The sequence below is a fragment of the Rhodanobacter sp. OR92 genome (assembly GCF_000427545.1).
Taxonomy (GTDB): Bacteria; Pseudomonadota; Gammaproteobacteria; order Xanthomonadales; family Rhodanobacteraceae; genus Rhodanobacter; species Rhodanobacter denitrificans.
This window is the reverse complement of the sequence record NZ_ATYF01000017.1, coordinates 30,151-49,269: the sequence shown is the minus strand read 5'-3', so window position 1 is coordinate 49,269 and position 19,119 is coordinate 30,151. Positions and strand designations below refer to the sequence as shown.

The following is a 19,119-nucleotide window of genomic DNA, read 5'->3' as shown; positions in this document are numbered from 1 at the left end:
TAACGAAAAAAGGGTGCTGGCACCGCGCCTCAAGCGCATGCGCCATGCGACCCGAAATCAACCTTGAAAGTATAGCATGGGCGACATCAAAAAGACAGGATTTAATCCTTTAGAATCAGATATTTATATCGACGCCTTCACACTCCCGCGACCATCCGCGCAGACTGTCGACAAATTGAGCAGCCACGCTTCCGCCACGCTTGCCGGCGACGCGCCCCCAGCCGCTAAAAAACATCCAGTCCGGCAGGCTCAGCAGCCGAACATGGCCTGCATGGCGATACTGTTCGGCCGCTCGATCACGCCGCGCTCGGTGACAATGGCGTCGATCAGTTCCGCCGGCGCCACGTCGAACACCGGGTTCCACGCCTGCGCTCCTTCGACCACGGTGCGGCGGCCGCCGGTGCTGAGCAGTTCGGCCGGGTCGCGCAGTTCGATCTCGATTTCCTCACCGCTGCCGGTGGCCATGTCGACGGTGGAAGACGGCGCCACCACCATGAACTTCACGCCGTGGTACTTCGCCGCGATTGCCAGCTGGTAGGTGCCGATCTTGTTCGCGGTATCGCCGTTCGCGGCGATCCGGTCAGCGCCGACGATCACCCATTGCACCGCGCCGGACTTCATCAGATGCGCGGCGGCGGAATCGGCGATCAGCTGTGCCGGGATGCCGTCGCGCACCAGTTCCCACATGGTCAGTCGGGCGCCCTGTTGCCACGGCCGGGTTTCGCCGGCGTAGACGCGCGCGATCCGCCCCGCCGCCACGCCGGCGCGAATCACGCCAAGTGCAGTGCCGTAGCCGGCCGTGGCCAGCGAGCCAGTATTGCAATGGGTCAGCACGCCCGAACCGGTCGAGATCAGCGCGGCTCCCAGTTCGCCCATCCGGCGGTTCGCGGCAAGGTCTTCATTCTGGATCGCCTGCGCCTCGCGCAGCAGTGCGCCGGCATCGGCACCGGCCGCGATGCGTTTCTTCATCCGGTCCAGCGCCCACATCAGGTTCACCGCGGTGGGACGCGCGGCGCGCAGCATGGCCAGCACCGGCTCCAGCGGTGCGCCTTGCTGCGCCGCCATCGCCACGCCCCACGCCGCGGCAATGCCGATCGCCGGTGCGCCGCGCACGGCCAGGTCGCGAATGGCCTGGGTGACCTGCGCGGCGTCGCGGCAGTCGATCCAGCGTTCCTCACCGGGCAGCAGGCGCTGGTCGAGCAGGCGCAGGTGGTCGCCCTGCCACTGCACGGCGCGGATGGAGTCGTGGGTTTCGGCGGCGATGATCATCCGGCCATTATCGCCCGTCGTGCACGCCTTGCGCACGACGGACGAGGGCGATTCAGTCGCGCTGGCGCAGCCACTGGTGGATCGCCGGCGGCACTTCGCGCTGCGCGCGGCTGGACACGTAGATGCCGATGTGGCCGCCCTTGAACGCGAGCTGGGTGTAGTCGGCGGTGCCGACGTGCTTGCCCAGTGCGCGTGAGGCATCCGGCGGCACCAGGTGGTCCTGCTCGGCGAAGATGTTCAGCACCGGCTGGGTGATCAGCCCCAAGTCCACCGTCCGGCCGCCGATCTGGAGCGTGCCCTTGACCAGCTTGTTGCCCTGGTAGAAATCCTTGATGAACTGGCGGAACGCTTCGCCAGCCTGGTCGGGCGAGTCGAAGATCCAGCGCTCCATGCGCAGGAAGTTCTCCAGCTCGACCGGATTGTCGAGGATGTCGACCATGCCGATGTACTTCTGCTGGTTCAGCCGCAGCGGCTTCAGGGTCAGATAGACATAGTTCATCAGCCCGGCAGGGATGTTGCCCATGGTGTCGACGAACAGGTCCACGTCCATGCGGCGGCACCAGTGCGACAGCATGTTGTCCGGCGTGTGGAAATCCACCGGGGTGACCATGGTGATCAGGTTCTTCACCTTGTCCGGGTGCAGCGCGGTGTAGCACAGCGAGAACGCACCGCCCTGGCAGATGCCCAGCAGGTTGATCGCCTCCAGGCCGTGACGCGTGCGCACCGCATCGACGCAGCGGTCGAGATAGCCGTTGATGTAGTCGTCCAGGGTCAGCCAGCGGTCCGCGCCGTCGGGATAGCCCCAGTCGATCAGGTAGACGTCCTCACCCTGCTCCAGCAGGTTGCGCACCATCGAGCGGTCGGCCTGCAGGTCGGTCATCCACACCGTGTTGACCAGCGCGTAGACGATCAGCAACGGGGTCTTCGCCGTCGCCTTGCCGAGGCCGGTGAAGTGCCACACCTTCAGCTTGTCCTCGCTGTAGACCAGCTCGCGCGGAGTGTTGGCGTACTCGGGCTCGTGCATGTTGCGCAGGTTCGCCATGCCGGCGGTGAGCTTGCGCTGGAACGTGGCGATGTCGGCCAGTACTTTGGCCGGGTCGATGCGCATCGGCGTCTGCATGACGAGCCTCCTTTACTTGCGCTTGCGCGGGCTGGGAACGGCTGCGGCGGCAGGTTTGCGGACCGCTTTTGCCGACGTCTTCCTTGCCGCCGCCGCGGCCTTCGAGGGCGCGGCCTTGCTCGTCGCCGGCGCTGCGGCTTGGCCGCCGGCCAGCTGGCGTTTCAGCGCCGCCAGTTCCCGGCGCAGCGCCACGATCTCGTCGTCACGGTCGACGGACGCACCGGCACGACTGGCGCGGAACTCACGGCGCAAGGCCTGCAGCCGCTCGCCGAGGCTGGACACCTCGCTGCGCGTCGGCACGCCGAGTTGCTGGCACAGCTGTTCAGTCTGCTGCTGTTGCAACTGGCGCACGCGCATCTGCGTGTTGACCATCTCGCCGTAGACCTCGCGGAACTCGTCGGACAACGCGATCTCGGCATAGGCCTCTTCCGAGGCATCCACCCACAAGTCGTACAGCCCCTTCAGCGAGTCGATCTGGCGGCCCGGTTCGGCCAGCTTGTCCTGCAGGCGCTGCATGCCTTGCGTGTTGGCGCGCTGGATCAGTTCCTGGTAGCGGACGGATGCCCGCATCGACTCCAGCAAGGCCGTGGCCAGCGCCTGCTGCTGCATCTGCTGCTCGCGATTCAGGCCGAACGCCGGTGTCGGCCCGCGCATGCCCGGCAGGTCGCCGAAACCGGCGGGGCGGGCTGCCTGCAGCCAGGACTGCCATTGCCGCATGAAGCCTTCCGCACCGGCGCTGTCGATGCCGCCGAACGCCTGCGCAAACGGCTGCTGGGCGCCGCCGAACATCTGCTGCAGTTGCTGGCGCCAGTCGCTGCCGGGCGACGGAGCCGCGCTGCCGGCAGCGGCCGCCTGCATCCAGTCGAAGTAGCCCTTCAGGCCAGCCAGCGTGCGTTCCACCATGTCGTTGCCGGCGACCGGCGCCGGCGGTGGCGCAAACGGATTGGCGGCGGGCTGCTGCTGGAACTGGCGCGCCCAGGCATCCCACGACTGCTGTGCCAGCGCCTGGTAATCCCTGATGAAATCGTTTGCCGGGTCGACCATCGGTGCATTCTCCTGCAAGATCCATCCATCCTAGCAAAAGCGTGTTGCACAAAATCACCGACGCCGAAACGTACAAGGCCCGGCATCGGCCGGGCCTTGCGGAACCGCCTTGTCCGGGACAATTCAGACGCCGGCGCGCTCTTCCTCGGTCACCGCCTTCATCGACAGGCGGATGCGGCCCTGCTTGTCCACTTCGAGCACCTTGACCTTGACGATGTCGCCTTCCTTCAGCTTGTCGGATACCTTCTCGACACGCTCGTCGGAGATCTGCGACACGTGCACCAGGCCATCCTTGCCCGGCATGATCGTGACGAAGGCGCCGAAGTCCATCAGCTTGGCCACCTTGCCTTCGTAGATGCGGCCCGGTTCGACGTCGGAGACGATCTGCTCGATGCGCTTCCTGGCGGTTTCACCCGCGTCGCGATTGACCGAACCGATGATGATGGTGCCGTCGTCGCTGATGTCGATGGTGGTGCCGGTCTCCTCGGTGATCGAGCGGATGGTGGCGCCGCCCTTGCCGATCACTTCGCGGATCTTGTCCGGGTGGATCTTGATGGTGATCAGGCGCGGGGCGTACTCGCTCATTTCCGCGCGGGCGGTGCTGATCGCCTTGTTCATCTCGCCGAGGATATGCAGGCGACCGCGCTTGGCCTGGGCCAGCGCCACCTTCATGATCTCCTCGGTGATGCCGTCGATCTTGATGTCCATCTGCAACGCGGAAATGCCCTCGGCGCTGCCGGCCACCTTGAAGTCCATGTCGCCGAGGTGATCCTCGTCGCCCAGGATGTCCGAAAGCACGACGAAGTCGCCGCCTTCCTTGACCAGGCCCATCGCGATGCCGGCCACCGGCGCCTTCAGTGGCACGCCGGCATCCATCATCGCCAGCGAGGAGCCGCACACCGAGGCCATCGACGAAGAGCCGTTGGACTCGGTGATTTCCGAGACCACGCGCAGCACGTACGGGAACGCCTCGATGCTCGGCTTCACCGCCTGCACGCCGCGCTTGGCGAGGCGGCCGTGGCCGATCTCGCGACGCTTCGGCGCACCGAAGCGGCCGGCCTCGCCCACCGAGAACGGCGGGAAGTTGTAATGGAACAGGAACGGATCCTTCGACTCGCCACCGGGCGCGTCGATGATCTGCGCGTCGCGCGTGGTACCCAGCGTGACCACGACCAGCGCCTGCGTCTCGCCGCGGGTGAACAGCGCCGAGCCATGCGTGCGCGGCAGCACACCGACGCGGGCGGTGATCGCGCGCACGTCGTCCAGCTGGCGGCCGTCGATGCGTACCTTGGTCTTCAGCACGCTGTCGCGCAGGGTGTGGTATTCGAGTTCCTCGAATTCCTTGGCCATCGCGGCGGCGGACCAGCCGTTCTCTTCGGCCTGCGCCTTGAGCCCGGCCAGTACATCGGCCTTGATCGCGGAGATCGCGTCGCGACGCTCCAGCTTGTCGCGCACCTGGAACGCGGCGGCCAGCTGATCGCCGACAGTGCCCTTGACGGCGGCAACCAGCGATTCGTTGCGGGCCGGTGCCTGCCAGTCCCACGACGGCTTGCCGGCCTCGGTGGCCAGCTCGGCGATCGCGCGGATCGCGGTCTGCATCTGCTGATGGCCGAACATCACCGCGCCGAGCATCACGTCCTCGGACAGCAGCTGCGCTTCGGATTCCACCATCAGCACGGCGCCGGCGGTACCGGCGACGACCAGGTCCAACTGGGAGGTCTTCAGTTCGGTGGCCGACGGGTTCAGCAGGTACTTGCCATCGGCGTAACCGACGCGGGCGGCGCCGATCGGGCCCTTGAACGGGATGCCGGCCAGGCTCAGCGCGGCGGAAGCACCGAGCAGCGCCGGGATGTCGCCGTCGACCTCGGGGTTGAGCGAGACGACCTGCGCGATGACCTGCACTTCGTTCTTGAAATCTTCCGGGAACAGCGGACGCACCGGACGATCGATCAGGCGCGAGGTGAGCGTCTCCTTCTCGGTCGGACGGCCCTCGCGCTTGAAGAAGCCGCCCGGAATGCGGCCGGCGGAATAGAACTTCTCCACGTAGTCGACGGTGAGCGGGAAGAAGTCCTGGCCTTCCTTCTGCTTGGCGGCGGCCACGGCGGTGACCAGCACCACCGTGCCTCCCATGCTGACCATCACCGCACCGGACGCCTGGCGGGCAATTTCGCCCGTCTCCAGTGTGACTTCGTGATTACCGTACTGGAATGACTTGGTTACTTTTGCCACGTTGGAATTCCTGAGTTTTATTTGAGAGTGCGGCCAAGGATGGCCGCTTCTTGATCTCAGCGTTCACGGACGAACGCACAAACTACTCCCGCACGAATTACCGACGCAGGCCGAGGCGTTCGATCAGGGTCTGATAGCGCGCAAGATCGCGGTCCTTCAGATAGCTGAGCAGGCGCTTGCGCTGGTTGACCAGTTTCAGCAGGCCACGACGGGAATGGTGATCCTGCTTGTGTTCCTTGAAGTGGCCGGTGAGGTGGTCGATGCGGGCGGACAGCAGGGCCACCTGGACTTCGGTCGAGCCGGTGTCGTTCGGCACGCGGCCGAAATCAGCGATGATCTTGCCGGTTTGTTCTGCGGTAAGAGACATGAGGTATACGTTTCCTTGAAAGGCGATGCGAAGCTTGCGCTTGCATCATCGCAATGACGCAAGCGCAAGCTTCGCCTAGTTGAGTGAAAGCGTTGAAATAACTTGCCTATTCTACTGATGGGAGCGGTGTTTCAACAAGAGCGCGGCGGCTCATCGAAGCAAATCGGTCAGTCTGGCGGCAGGTTGAAGCCGCGCACGATGCGCGCACGTCCTCCGGCATCGGCTTCCAGCAGCGCCAGCAGTGCGCCATCGCTGGCATACGCCACGCAGCGCCCGACTTCCGGCAGGCCCGGCAGCGCGATCTGCTGGCCGCGCGAGATGGCCATGCTCTGCGTCTCATCGAGCCGCAATACCGGCAGATCGGACAAGCCGGCGGAAACCGGCAGCAACCAGGCCAGCAAGGCCTCGTCGCCCTGTTCCGCCGCCTGCTCCAGTTGTGCCAGGGTCACCATTTGCGGCTCGCGGAACGGCTCTACCCAGATCCGGCGCAGCGCGGTCAGATGGGCGCCGCAACCCAGGTCCTCGCCCAGATCCACCGCCAGCGAGCGGACGTAGGTACCCGAGCCGCACTCCACCAGCAACTGCAGCGTGTCGCCGTCGCGCGCCAGCAGCTCCAGCCGGTATACCTCCACCTCGCGCGGCGGCACCTCCACGGTTTCGCCACGGCGCGCCTTCGCATACAACCGCTCGCCGCCCTGCTTCAACGCGGAGTACATCGGCGGCACCTGCAGGATACGCCCGCGCAGCTCGACCAGCGCCGCCTCGATCGCGGCAGCACCGAGCTGCGGCACCGGGCGTTGCCGAACGACCTCGCCCTCGCTGTCGGCTGTCTCCGTGGTGACGCCGAGCCGGCACTCGGCCAGATAGGCCTTGCGCGCCCCCAGCAGGCTGCCGGCCAGCTTGGTCGCCTCGCCGAAGCACAGCGGCAGCAGGCCGGTGGCCAGCGGATCGAGCGCGCCGGTATGGCCGCCCTTGGACGCGCGCAGCAGCCGCCGCACGGCTTGCAGCGCCTGGTTGGAGCTCAGGCCCCGGGGCTTGTCGAGCAGCACGATGCCGTGCAGGTCGCGGAACTGGATGCGCGGCGGGCGGCTCATCGGCTCGGCGGGACCCCGTACTGACCGGTTCAATCGTGCTTGTCGCCGCCCGGCGGCGCCAGGTCGCGCGCCTGCTGGCGCAGCAGCGATTCGATGCGCTCGCCCTTGTCGACCGAATCGTCGTACTTGAACTTCAGCTCGGGCACCCGGCGCATGCGCATGCCGCTGTGTGCCAGCGCATGCCGGATCTCGTGGCTCAGCTCGTTGAGCGCCTTCACCGCGGGCAACCCCTGTTCGGGCAGCATCGTGGTCACCCATACCGTGGCCCAATCCAGGTCACGGGTGATTTCCACGTCGCACACGCTGGTCGACGGCAAGCCGTGATCGCGTACGGCCGCGTGCACCAGCAAGCCGAGCTCACGGCGCAGTTCGGCACCAATGCGGTCGGTACGTTTGAAATCACGGGAGGGCATGAAAAACTCCGAAGGACAATCTTCCTTCTCCCCTCGGGAGAAGGTGCCCCCGAAGGGGCGGATGAGGGTTCCCGACCCTGAGTGAACTCTGCATCGGGAAGGCTGCGCAAACCGTGAACCCCACCCCGCCCCTCTCCCGACAGGAGAGGGGCTCAAGGTCAAAGCGTGCGCGCCACTTCGGTGCGTTCGAAGCACTCGATCTGGTCGCCCGGCTTGACGTCGTTGTACTGCTTCACGGCGATGCCGCACTCCATGCCGTTGCGCACTTCGTCGACGAGGTCCTTGAAGCGGCGCAGCGATTCCAGCTCGCCCTCGAAGATCACCACGTGGTCGCGCAGCACGCGGATCGGCTTGCTGCGCTTGACCACACCCTCGGTGACCATGCAACCGGCCACGGCACCGAATTTCGAGCTGCGGAACACGTCGCGAACCTCGGCGGTGCCGATGATGTCCTCGCGCACTTCCATGCCGAGCAGGCCGGTGGCCGCCTGGGTCACCTGGTCGATCACGTCGTAGATGATCGAGAAATAACGCACATCCAGACCGTTGGTCTCGATCACCTTGCGCGCCGAGGCGTCGGCACGCACGTTGAAGCCGATCACCAACGCCTTCGAGGCGGCGGCCAAGGTGGCATCGGACTCGGTGATGCCGCCGACGCCGGAAGCCACCACGTTGACCCGTACGCGATCGTTACCGATCTGGGTCAGCGATTCGCGCAAGGCCTCGACCGAGCCCTGCACGTCGCCCTTGACCAGGATGTTGAGCGTCTGCTGCTCCTCGCCCTGGCCCATTTTGGCGATGATGTCCTCGAGCCGGTTGCTCTTGCTGACCATCCGCGTCTCACGCCGCTTCAGCTGGCGCTCCTCGGCGACCTCGCGAGCCAGGCGCTCGTCCTCGACGGCAACGAAATCGTCGCCGGTTTCCGGCACTCCGGACAGGCCCAGCACCTGCACCGGGATCGACGGGCCGGCTTCGGCAACCTGCTTGCCGGTCTCGTCGATCAGCGCGCGCATGCGGCCGTATTCGACGCCGCAGACCACGAAATCGCCCTTGCGCAGCGTGCCCTGCTGCACCAGCACGGTGGCCACCGGACCGCGGCCGCGGTCCAGGCTGGATTCGATCACCACGCCGGAGGCGCGGCCATCGACGACGGCCTTCAATTCCATCACTTCGGCCTGCACCGAGATCGCGTCGAGCAGGTCCTCGACGCCCATGCCGGTCTTGGCCGACACCGGCACGAACTGCACGTCGCCGCCCCAGTCTTCCGGCACCACTTCCTGTGCCACAAGGCCCTGCTTGACGTTGTCGGGGTTCGCGCCGTCCTTGTCCATCTTGTTGACGGCCACGATCAACGGCACCTTGGCGGCGCGCGCGTGCTTGACCGCTTCGATCGTCTGCGGCTTGACGCCGTCGTCGGCGGCCACCACCAGGATCACGATGTCGGTCGATTGCGCGCCACGGGCACGCATCGAGGTGAACGCGGCATGGCCCGGCGTGTCCAGGAACGTGATCACGCCCTTCGACGTCTGCACATGGTACGCACCGATGTGCTGGGTGATCCCGCCGGCCTCGCCCGACGCGACCTTGGTGCGGCGGATGTAGTCGAGCAGCGAGGTCTTGCCGTGATCGACGTGACCCATGATCGTCACCACCGGCGGCCGCGAGACCTTCTCGCCCTCCAGCTCGATGGTCTGGGTATGCGCCGCCAGCGTCTCCTCGGCGTTGTTCTGGTTGTCCGCCACCGGCGTGTGGCCGAGCTCCTCGACCACCAGCACCGCGGTGTCGTGGTCGACGGTCTGATTGATGGTCGCCATCACGCCCATCTTGAACAGCGCCTTGACCACCTCGGAGCCCTTGACCGCCATCTTCTGCGCCAGCTCGGCGACGACGTTGGTATCGCCCACCACCACTTCACGCACCACCGGCGCGGTGGGCCGCGAGAAGCCGTGAGGGCCGGTCGGCCCAGCACCGCCCCCGCGCAACGGCTCGCGGCCGCCGCTGCGGCCCGGCTTGCCGCGCTTGCTGCTGGAAGAGCGGCGGGCCCGGTCGGCCTCGCTCAAATGCATCTGCCCGCCGGCAAAGCGCTTGCCGGCGTCGCGGTCTTCCTTGCTGCCGACGCTGTCATTGCGCTCGCGCGGATGCTTGGGCTTGCCGCGACCGGCATCGCCGGCAGCGGTCGGAGCAACGGCACCACCGGCCACCACGGCACGCGCCGCGGGGGCGACCGGTGCAGCGGGAGCCGCGGCCGGCTTGACCGGCTTTTCGCGTTTGCGCGGCTCATGGATGCGCGGCAGGATCATGCCCAGGTCGCGCTGGTCGATGCGCTGGACGGCTGCCGCCGCGTCATCGCCGGCGGCCACGGGCGCCGCCTCGGCCGCCGGCTCCGGCGTCGCCTCGACGTGCTCGACCACGGCCGGCTCGACTGGGCCGGCCGGCTCCACCTCGTGCTGCTCTTTCTCGGCTCTCCGGCGCTGTTCGTCCAGGGCGTGCTGCGCCTCCGCCTGGCGGCGCTGCTCGGCCTCGGTCCGCTCGCGCTCTTCCTGCTCGCGCTGCTGCTGCGATTCCTGCAGCTTGCGCACGGCATCCTCGCGCTCGGGCTCGGCGCTGGCTTCCTCGGCGATCACGCTGCGCTTGACGTAGGTGCGTTTGGCGCGCACCTCGACATTGACCGTCTTGGCTGCACCCGTGGCACCGCGGCCGCCCGGCGCAGCCACCTTCAGCTCGCCGACCGTGCGGCGCTTCAGGGTGATCTGGCGTGGTGCGCTGTCGTCGACCTCGGCGGCGGCTTCGCTCTTGCCATGCGTGCGGCGCAGGAAGCCGAGCAGCTTCACCTTCTCGGTGCTGCTGATGACCTGCTCCTGGTCGGAGAATTTCATGCCTGCCTCGCCAAGCTGGGTCAGCAGCTTGTCGACCGGCATACCCAGCACCTGGGCGAGTTGTTTGATCGTGACGTCCGACATCGTGTTCTTTGCTCCGCCGTTCCCGCGCCTATCGTCTGTGCGGCATCATCTGCGCCGCCACCTCCATCCGTGGTGAAAGGCTTCGGAGGAAGCCTTTCCCGGCAACCCCTCCGGGGTTGCCGCCGCCCGCGGTTAGCCACCCTTCTCCAGTCGCGCGATCATCGGCGCACGTGCAGCCATGATCAGTGCCGCGGCACGCTCTTCGTCCATGCCTTCGATGTCGATCAGGTCGTCCACCGCCAGGTCGGCCAGGTCGTCGACCGTGGTCACCGCACGCGCGGCCAGTGCAAAGGCGGTCTCCTCGTCCATGCCCTCCAGCGCCAGCAGTTCTTCGGAAGGCTGATGTTCGTCGACGCCCTCCTCCACCGCCAGTGCCTCGGTCAGCAGCGCGTCGCGGGCGCGGGCGCGCAGTTCCTCGACGATGTCCTCATCGAAGCCCTCCACCGCGAGCAACTCGGCGCTGGGCACATAGGCGATTTCCTCGATGCTGGAGAAGCCCTCCTGCACGAGGATCACGGCGATCTCCTGGTCCACTTCGAGCTTGTCCATGAACAGCTGGCGCGCAGCCTCCTGCTCGGACTCGCTCTTGGCGGTGACCTGGTCCTGGGTCATCACGTTGAGCTGCCAGCCGGTCAGCTTGCTGGCGAGACGCACGTTCTGGCCACCCCGGCCGATCGCCTGGGACAGCTTGTCCTCGGCCACCGCGATGTCCATCGAGTGCTTTTCCTCGTCCATGATGATGGACTGCACTTCGGCCGGCGCCATCGCGTTGATGACGTACTGCGCCTGGTTCTCGTGCCACAGGATGATGTCGACGCGCTCGCCGTTGAGGTCGTTGGAGACCGCCTGCACGCGCGAACCGCGCATGCCGATGCAGGCACCGATCGGATCGGTGCGGCTGTCGTGGGCCAGCACGGCGATCTTGGCGCGATCGCCCGGATCGCGCGCGCAGCCCTTGATCTCGACCAGGCCCTGGCCGACCTCCGGCACTTCCAGCTTGAACAGCTCGATCATGAATTCCGGCGCCGCGCGCGACACGAACAGCTGCGGGCCGCGGGCCTCGGAGCGCACTTCGTACAGGTAGCCGCGCACGCGGTCGCCGACGCGGGCCGATTCGCGCGGAATGGTCTTGTCGCGCGGGATGAACGCCTCGGCGTTGCTGCCCAGGTCGAGGTAGATGTTGCCGCGCTCGACGCGCTTGACGATACCGGTGACCAGTTCACCCACGCGATCGGCGAAGGCGTCGACCACCTGCTGGCGCTCGGCTTCGCGCACGCGCTGCACGATCACCTGCTTCGCGGCCTGCGCGGCGATGCGGCCGAATTCGGCGTTCTCGATCTGATGCTCGATGTACTCGCCCACCTTGGCGTCGGCGCGCTCGTCCAGCGCGTCCATCAGGCGCAGCTGATACGACGGCGATTCCATCTCGCCGTCGTCGGCGATGACTTCCCAGCGACGGAACGTCTCGTATTCGCCGGTGTTGTGGTCGATCGACACGCGGATGTCCGGCTCCTCGTCCGGATAGCGCTTCTTCGCGGCCGAGGCCAGCGCGGCCTCCATCGCCTCGAAAATCACTTCCAGCGGCACGCCCTTTTCATTGGCGACCGCGTCGACGACCAGCAAAAGTTCTTTGCTCATTGCTGCAACTCCGTAGGCACCCCGTCCGGATGCCGATGTTTGAATTGTTGCGTTCGTCCCGAAACGCAAAATTTGGAACGCGGCCGTGGATGGCCGCACTGATCACTTCTTGCCGGGCGCCTTGCCGCCGCGCTTGGGCTGCGGCGCGTAACCGAGCGCCACCCAGTCCGGTACCACACGCGCGCTTTCCACCAGCGCGTGCTCGAATTCGAACGTCTTGCCTTCGGCTTCCAGCACAACGCGCCCGCCTTCGGCCGAAACCAGCTTGCCGCGCAGGCGACGACGGCCTTCCAGCGGCGCCTTCAGCAGCACCTTCACTTCCTGCCCGCCCGCCCGCGCAAACTGTGCGGCGTTGAACAGCGGCCGATCCAGGCCCGGCGAGGAAACTTCCAGCACGTAGTGGCCGGGAATCGGATCCTCCACGTCCAGCAGGGCGGACAATTCGCGGCTCGCGGTCTCGCAATCCTCGATGCCGACCTCACGGCGTTCGCCGTCGCCCGTTTCCCTGTCCAGCAAATCCAGGTAGACGCGCAGGGTACTCTGCCCGTGCGACGGGGTGAACTCCACGCCGAGGCATTCCAGGCCCAGATCGACCAGTACCTCGCTGAAACGTTGTGCCAGTGCCTGCGTATCCATGGGTAGCCTTCCCGGATCACTCTTCCAGAACAGCAGAAACAAAAAATGGGCTCCAACGGCCCATTTCCCTATCTCGCCGATGTTCCTCCTCCTCAAGCAGCTCTTTCCGGCGCACGTGACCGCCAGCGGCGACCCGGCACGACGCATCCTTGCGCCCAACAAAAAAGCCTCACGAGGAGGCTTTCTTGCACCAAGAAAGATCTGGTAGCGGGGGCAGGATTCGAACCTGCGACCTTCGGGTTATGAGCCCGACGAGCTGCCAGACTGCTCCACCCCGCATCAGAGTCCGAAGAGTTTACCGGGGTGGCCGGTTTCTTGCAAGCCTCGAATCCGCTGCTTTCGGTGCCGGGCCGCAATTCACAACCCGAACGCGCGCCGACACCAACCCAGCAGCGGGCCCCAGTACAGGCCCAGCACCAGCAGCGACAGCGCGTTCAGCGACAGCACCACGCGCAACGGCCGGTCCGGCTGTGCCTGCAATGCGCCGCCCTCCTCCGGCTTGTCGAAGTACATCGCCTTGACCACGTACAGGTAGTAGTACAGGCCGATGATGGCGAACACGATACCGACGATGGCCAGCCACAGCATGTTGGCGTGGATCGCCGCCTCCAGCACCAGCACCTTGGCCCAGAAGCCGAACAGCGGCGGCACGCCGGCCAGCGAGAACATCGCCAGCAGCATCAGGAATGCCATCCACGGCGATTTCTGGTTCAGCCCCTTCAGGTCGGCAATTTCCTCGCACTCGAAACCCGCCCGGGTCATCGCCAGCATCACGCCGAACGCGGCCACGCCCATCAGCGCGTAGCAGATCGCGTAGAACATCGCCGCGGCATAGCCTTCCGGACCGGCGGCGGAAAGGCCCAGCAGCAGGTAGCCCATGTGCGAGATGGTCGAATACGCCAGCATGCGCTTCAGGTTGGTCTGCACGATCGCGACCAGGTTGCCGATCGCCAGCGAAGCGACCGCCAGCACCGCCAGCATCAGTTGCCAGTGCTGCGACAGGTCGCCCATGCCGGCATCGAGCAGGCGATAGGCCATGCCGAACGCGGCCAGCTTGGAACCGGAGGCGATGAAGGTGGTGACCGGGGTGGGCGCTCCCTGGTAGACGTCGGGAATCCACATGTGGAACGGTGCGGCGCCCAGCTTGAAACCGATGCCGACGATCATGAAGATCAGGCCGAACAACAGCAAGGTCGGCGCCGTGGTGTAGCTCATCACGTTGTGCAGCTGCGCCAGATCCAGACTCGGCGTGCCGCCCATGCCGGAGGCGCCGTAGACCATCGACATGCCGTACAGCAGCATGCCCGAGGCCAGCGCACCCAGCACGAAGTACTTGATCGCCGCCTCCGGCGGCAGTTTCGCATCGCGGTTCAGCGCGACCAGCGCGTACGACGACAGCGACAACAGCTCCAGCCCCAGGTACACGGTGACCAGGTTGCCGGCCGAAACCAGCAGCATGATGCCGATCACCGCGAAGATCATCAGCGTATAGAACTCGCCGCCAAGCAGCTTGCGGTCGATCAGGTACGGGCGCGCGTAGACGAACACCATCGCGGTGGTACCCAGCGCGAACACCTTGAGGATCTCGGCCACGTCGTCGCGCACGAACATGCCGCCGAACGCGGTCACCGTTTGCGGCGGCTGGCCGGCGACCACCAGGTAGATCGCCACCAGCAGCACGGCGATCGAGATCCAGTGCAGCAGCGGGCGCTGCGCGGGCTTCATGAAGGCGTCCAGCAACAGCAACAGGCACGCCGCTGCCACCAGGTAGAACTCCGGCAGCAGGATCAGGATGTCATTGAAAGTCGGCATGTTGGGTCCCGATCAGATCTTGTGAATGGCAAGCTGCTGCACCAGCTGCGCCACCGAGCCGTCCATCAGGTGGACCAGAGGCTGCGGCCAGATGCCCAGCGCCAGCACGGCGGCGGCAAAGGCGCCCAGCACGAACGTCTCGCGTGCGTTGATTTCCTTCATCTCGGCCACGTGCGGGTTGCCGATCTCGCCCCACAGCACGCGCTTGACCAGCCACAGCGTGTAGCCGGCGCCGATGATCAGGGTGAACGCGGCGAACAGCGCGATCCACGGGCTGGCGCTGAAACTGGACAGGATCACCATGAACTCGCCCACGAAACCGCTGGTGCCCGGCAGGCCGCAGTTGGCCATCGCGAACAGCACGTAGAAGAAGCCGAACCATGGCATCACGTTGATCACGCCGCCGTAGTCCTTGATCAGGCGCGTATGCGTGCGGTCATACATCACGCCGATGCAGGTGAACATCGCGCCGGAGACGAAGCCGTGCGAAATCATCTGCACCATCGCGCCCTGCATGCCGAGCAGCGCCATGTCGGTATGGCCCTGCTCGCGCACCAGCATGAAGGCGATGAAGATGCCGAGCGTGACGAAGCCCATGTGGGCCACCGACGAGTACGCCACCAGTTTCTTCATGTCCTCCTGCACCAGTGCGACGTAGCCGATGTAGACGATCGCAACCAGACTCAGCACGATGACCAGCCAGGCGAAATGCGCGCCCGCGTCCGGCACGATCGGCAGGATGAAGCGCAGCATGCCGTAGGTGCCGACCTTCAGCATCACCGCCGCCAGCACCACCGAACCGCCGGTCGGCGCCTCGACGTGGGCATCCGGCAACCAGGTGTGCACCGGCACCATCGGCACCTTGATCGCGAACGCGATCAGGAACGCGAAGAAGATCCAGGCCTGCTCCTTGAACGTCAGCGGCAGCGCGGCCAGCGTGGCCAGGTCGAACGTGTGCGCCTTCTGGTACAGGTACAGCAGCGCGATCAGCATGAAGACCGAGCCGAAGAACGTGTAGATGAAGAACTTCAGCGTCGCATAGACGCGGCGCGGACCGCCCCAGATGCCGATCAGGATGAACATCGGGATCAGGATCGCCTCGAACAGCGCGTAGAACAACAGCGCATCGGTGGCGCAGAACACGCCGATCAGCAGGCCTTCGAGGATCAGCATCGCGGCCATGTACTGGTGCGGCTTGTCCTGGATGACTTCCCACGCACCGGCGACCACCAGGATGCCGACGAAGGTGGTCATCACGATCAGCGCCACCGAAATGCCGTCCACCGCCAGGCCGTAATGGACACCCCACGAGGCGATCCACAGGTGGCTTTCGACCAGCTGCATCGCGGCGCCGGTGGGGTTGTACTGCACCAGCAGGAACAGGCTGACCACGAAGGTCAGCACCGCCACCAGCAGCGACAGCCAGCGCGCCAGGCTGGGGCGGGCCGAGCCGGCAAGCAGCACCGGGATGGCCCCAGCAACGGGGAGCCAGATCAGCAGGCTGAGCAAATGATTGAACATGGATCTGTTTCCCTTATGGCCCGACCGGCCCGGAACCGATGAGCCAGTACCCGCCAAGCAGCAGGATCAGGCCGAGGATCATCGCGAAGGCGTAGTGATAGAGGTAGCCCGACTGCAGGCGGCGCATCGTGGCGGCGACGCGATGCACCAGATTCACCGAGCCGTTGACCATCGCGCCATCGATCACCGCCGTCTCACTGGCCTTCCAGAAGCCGCGGCCCAGCAGCACGCCGCCACGGGCGAACAGCGCGAAGTACACGTCGTCGACCCAGTACTTGCGATCGAGCACCGTCCACAGCGGCTTCAGCGCGGACTTGATCCGGCCGGCCAGCGCCGGGTTGAACAGGTAGATGTAGGTGGTGGTCGCGAACGCGACGAGCACCAGCAGGAACGGCAACTGGGTGAACCCGTGCAGCGCCATCGCCGCCGCACCGTGGAACTCGTGACCGAGTTCGGCCAGCACGTCATTGGCCTCTTCCACATGGATCGCGCCACCGAACCAGCGGCCGAACAGCGTCGGCCCGACCGTGAAGAATCCGACCAGCAGCGACGGGATCGCCAGCAGCACCAGCGGCAGCGTCACCACCCACGGCGATTCCTTCGGCGCATGCGCCAGCACGCCCGGCTCGTGATGGCCATGGTCGTCATGGCCATCGTGATGGCCGTGGCCACGCGGCTCAACCACCTTGAAGCGCTCCTTGCCGTGGAACGTGAGGTACATCTGGCGGAACGTGTACAGGCCCGTCACCAGCACGCCGGCCATTACGCAGAAATAGGCATACTGCGCGCCCCAGCGGTGCGACAGGCCGACCGCCTCGATGATCGCGTCCTTCGAGTAGAAGCCGGAAGTGAACGGCACTGCCACCAGCGCCAGCGAGCCGATCCACATGGTGATCCAGGTGATCGGCATGTACTTGCGCAGGCCGCCCATGTAGCGCATGTCCTGCTCGTGGTGCATCGCGATGATCACCGAACCGGCGCCGAGGAACAGCAGCGCCTTGAAGAACGCGTGGGTCATCAGGTGGAACACCGCGCCCGAATACATCGACACGCCCAGCGCGACCGTCATGTAGCCCAGCTGCGACAGCGTGGAGTAGGCGATCACCCGCTTGATGTCATTTTGGACTATGCCAATCAAGCCGGTGAACAGCGCGGTGGTGGCTCCGATCACCAGCACGAAACTGAGCGCGGTGGAAGACATTTCGAACAGCGGCGACATGCGCGCCACCATGAAGATGCCGGCGGTGACCATGGTCGCCGCATGGATCAGCGCGGAGATCGGGGTCGGGCCCTCCATCGAGTCGGGCAGCCACACGTGCAGCGGCACCTGCGCCGACTTGCCCATCGCGCCGACGAACAGGCAGATGCAGATCACCGTGGCCGCGTCCCACTGCGTGTTCGCGGTGATCTGCAGGGTCTTGCCGGCCAGGCCGGGGGCCGCGGCGAACGCCGTGGCGTAGTCCAGCGTGCCGACGAAATACAGCACCGCCGCGATGCCGAGCAGGAAGCCGAAGTCGCCCACGCGGTTGACCAGGAACGCCTTCAGGTTGGCGAAGATCGCGGTCGGCCGCTTGTACCAGAAGCCGATCAGCAGGTACGACACCAGGCCCACCGCTTCCCAGCCGAAGAACAGCTGCATGAAGTTGTTACTCATGACCAGCATGAACATCGAGAAGGTGAACAGCGAGATGTAGCTGAAGAAGCGCGTGTAGCCGTGGTCGTCGGCCATGTAGCCGATGGTGTAGACGTGCACCAGCAGCGAAACGAAGCTCACCACCACCAGCATCAGCGCGGTCAGCCGGTCGACCATGAAGCCGACGCTGGCGTTGAACGGGCCGATCTGGAACCAGGTGTAGATGTTCTGGTTGTATTCGGCCGCGCCGCCCAAGGTGAGCTGGTACAGCACGTAGAACGACAGCGCGCACGATACCGCCACGCCGAGGATGGTGACGCTGTGCGAACCGGCGCGACCCAGGAACCTGCCCAGGAAGCCGGCCAGCACGCAGCCGACCAGCGGCGCCAGTGCGATCGTCAGCAGGATGGAGGTGGAGAGACCCATGTGATCAGCCCTTCATGCTGTCGATGTCGGCGATGTTGATGGTGCTGCGCGTACGGAACAGCAGCACCAGGATCGCCAGGCCGATGGCGGCTTCCGCCGCGGCCACGGTGAGGATGAAGAACACGAACACCTGCCCGGAGACGTCGCCGAGGAAGCGCGAGAACGCCACGAAGTTCATGTTCACGGCGAGCAGCATCAGCTCGATCGACATCAGCAGCACGATCACGTTCTTGCGGTTGATGAACAGGCCGGCGACGGCGATGCAGAACAGCACCGCGCCGAGCACGATGTAGTGCGCGAGCGAAATCATGGCTGCGGCTCCTGTGGTGCGGCCGGTTCACCGGGACGGACCGCGGCCATCTTCACGATGCGCACGCGGTCGCGCGGGTTGACCTTGACCTGCTGGCTGGCCGATTCGTAGCGCGCGGCGCGGCGCTCGCGCAGGGTCAGCGCGACCGCCGCCACGATGCCCACGGTAAGGATCAGCGCGGCGATCTCGAACGGCAGCAGGTACGTCGTATACAGCGCATGGCCCAGCCACGCGGTGTTGGACATGCCCGCGGCGATGGCGGGATCGGCGCCCATGACGTGCGTCTGCATCGCACGCACGCCGATCAGGCCGAGCATCTCCAGCAGCATCACGGCGGCCACGACCAGGCCGACCGGCAGGAACTTCACGAAGCCCTCGCGCATTTTTTCCTGGTCGATGTCGAGCATCATCACCACGAACAGGAACAGCACCATCACCGCGCCGACGTAGACCACGACCAGTGCCAGCGCGAGGAACTCGGCTTCGAGCAGCAGCCACAGGCAGGCGGCGCTGAAGAAGGTGAGCACCAGCGCCAGCACCGCATGCACGGAGTTCTTCAGCGTGATCACCGACAGCGCGGCGGCGACGGTGACGAAGCCGAAGGCATAGAAACAGACGAGTTGGAGCAGTTGGGGATTCATCGTTGG

At 65.8% G+C, this 19,119-nt stretch carries 15 protein-coding genes and 1 tRNA gene; all 16 read right to left on the bottom strand.

Going from position 1 to position 19,119, the window contains the following annotated elements; all coding sequences use genetic code 11:
- Positions 1 to 249: 249 nt before the first annotated feature.
- The 16 genes from mtnA to RHOOR92_RS0110480 all read right to left on the bottom strand — a co-directional run bounded on the left by mtnA (position 250) and on the right by RHOOR92_RS0110480 (position 19,113).
- The gene (gene mtnA, locus RHOOR92_RS0110555; protein WP_015447422.1) at positions 250 to 1,269 is read right to left on the bottom strand and encodes an S-methyl-5-thioribose-1-phosphate isomerase; all 1,020 of its coding nucleotides are present in this window, start codon (positions 1,267 to 1,269) and stop codon (positions 250 to 252) included.
- Between the two features lie 52 nt (positions 1,270 to 1,321).
- Positions 1,322 to 2,389 carry a class III poly(R)-hydroxyalkanoic acid synthase subunit PhaC gene (locus RHOOR92_RS0110550; RefSeq protein ID WP_027484019.1) on the bottom strand — a complete coding sequence of 356 codons (1,068 nt, stop codon included), beginning with the start codon at positions 2,387 to 2,389 and terminating at the stop codon, positions 1,322 to 1,324.
- 12 nt (positions 2,390 to 2,401) lie between these two features.
- The gene (locus RHOOR92_RS0110545; RefSeq protein WP_007513238.1) at positions 2,402 to 3,433 is read right to left on the bottom strand and encodes a poly(R)-hydroxyalkanoic acid synthase subunit PhaE; all 1,032 of its coding nucleotides are present in this window, start codon (positions 3,431 to 3,433) and stop codon (positions 2,402 to 2,404) included.
- Positions 3,434 to 3,556: 123 nt separating this feature from the next.
- Complete coding sequence (gene pnp / locus RHOOR92_RS0110540) at positions 3,557 to 5,662, bottom strand: polyribonucleotide nucleotidyltransferase (RefSeq protein WP_027490199.1); 2,106 nt, start codon at positions 5,660 to 5,662, stop codon at positions 3,557 to 3,559.
- 97 nt (positions 5,663 to 5,759) lie between these two features.
- A complete protein-coding gene (rpsO, locus tag RHOOR92_RS0110535) occupies positions 5,760 to 6,029 on the bottom strand; it encodes a 30S ribosomal protein S15 (protein ID WP_007513234.1) in 270 nt (89 codons plus the stop codon).
- 167 nt (positions 6,030 to 6,196) lie between these two features.
- Positions 6,197 to 7,123, bottom strand: a complete 927-nt coding sequence (gene truB, locus RHOOR92_RS0110530; RefSeq protein ID WP_027484021.1) for a tRNA pseudouridine(55) synthase TruB — start codon at positions 7,121 to 7,123, stop codon at positions 6,197 to 6,199.
- Between the two features lie 29 nt (positions 7,124 to 7,152).
- Entirely contained in the window at positions 7,153 to 7,536 is a 384-nt protein-coding gene (rbfA, locus tag RHOOR92_RS0110525; protein WP_007513229.1) for a 30S ribosome-binding factor RbfA, read from the bottom strand.
- A gap of 158 nt (positions 7,537 to 7,694) precedes the next feature.
- Positions 7,695 to 10,496, bottom strand: a complete 2,802-nt coding sequence (infB, locus tag RHOOR92_RS0110520) for a translation initiation factor IF-2 (RefSeq protein ID WP_027484022.1) — start codon at positions 10,494 to 10,496, stop codon at positions 7,695 to 7,697.
- 132 nt (positions 10,497 to 10,628) lie between these two features.
- The gene (gene nusA / locus RHOOR92_RS0110515) at positions 10,629 to 12,134 is read right to left on the bottom strand and encodes a transcription termination factor NusA (protein ID WP_007513225.1); all 1,506 of its coding nucleotides are present in this window, start codon (positions 12,132 to 12,134) and stop codon (positions 10,629 to 10,631) included.
- 102 nt (positions 12,135 to 12,236) lie between these two features.
- The gene (rimP, locus tag RHOOR92_RS0110510; protein ID WP_007513223.1) at positions 12,237 to 12,770 is read right to left on the bottom strand and encodes a ribosome maturation factor RimP; all 534 of its coding nucleotides are present in this window, start codon (positions 12,768 to 12,770) and stop codon (positions 12,237 to 12,239) included.
- 202 nt (positions 12,771 to 12,972) lie between these two features.
- Positions 12,973 to 13,049: transfer RNA gene (locus RHOOR92_RS0110505), tRNA-Met, on the bottom strand.
- Between the two features lie 78 nt (positions 13,050 to 13,127).
- Positions 13,128 to 14,582 (bottom strand): NADH-quinone oxidoreductase subunit NuoN, encoded by a 1,455-nt coding sequence (gene nuoN / locus RHOOR92_RS0110500; protein ID WP_027490198.1) that lies wholly within the window; start codon positions 14,580 to 14,582, stop codon positions 13,128 to 13,130.
- 12 nt (positions 14,583 to 14,594) lie between these two features.
- A complete protein-coding gene (locus RHOOR92_RS0110495; RefSeq protein ID WP_027484024.1) occupies positions 14,595 to 16,103 on the bottom strand; it encodes an NADH-quinone oxidoreductase subunit M in 1,509 nt (502 codons plus the stop codon).
- 13 nt (positions 16,104 to 16,116) lie between these two features.
- The gene (gene nuoL / locus RHOOR92_RS0110490) at positions 16,117 to 18,162 is read right to left on the bottom strand and encodes an NADH-quinone oxidoreductase subunit L (RefSeq protein WP_027484025.1); all 2,046 of its coding nucleotides are present in this window, start codon (positions 18,160 to 18,162) and stop codon (positions 16,117 to 16,119) included.
- Between the two features lie 4 nt (positions 18,163 to 18,166).
- Positions 18,167 to 18,472: an NADH-quinone oxidoreductase subunit NuoK gene (gene nuoK, locus RHOOR92_RS0110485; protein WP_007513213.1), complete on the bottom strand. Its 306-nt coding sequence runs from the start codon at positions 18,470 to 18,472 to the stop codon at positions 18,167 to 18,169.
- Positions 18,469 to 19,113 carry an NADH-quinone oxidoreductase subunit J gene (locus RHOOR92_RS0110480; RefSeq protein ID WP_007513211.1) on the bottom strand — a complete coding sequence of 215 codons (645 nt, stop codon included), beginning with the start codon at positions 19,111 to 19,113 and terminating at the stop codon, positions 18,469 to 18,471. The genes nuoK and RHOOR92_RS0110480 overlap by 4 nt, the downstream gene beginning before the upstream one ends.
- Positions 19,114 to 19,119: the final 6 nt, after the last annotated feature.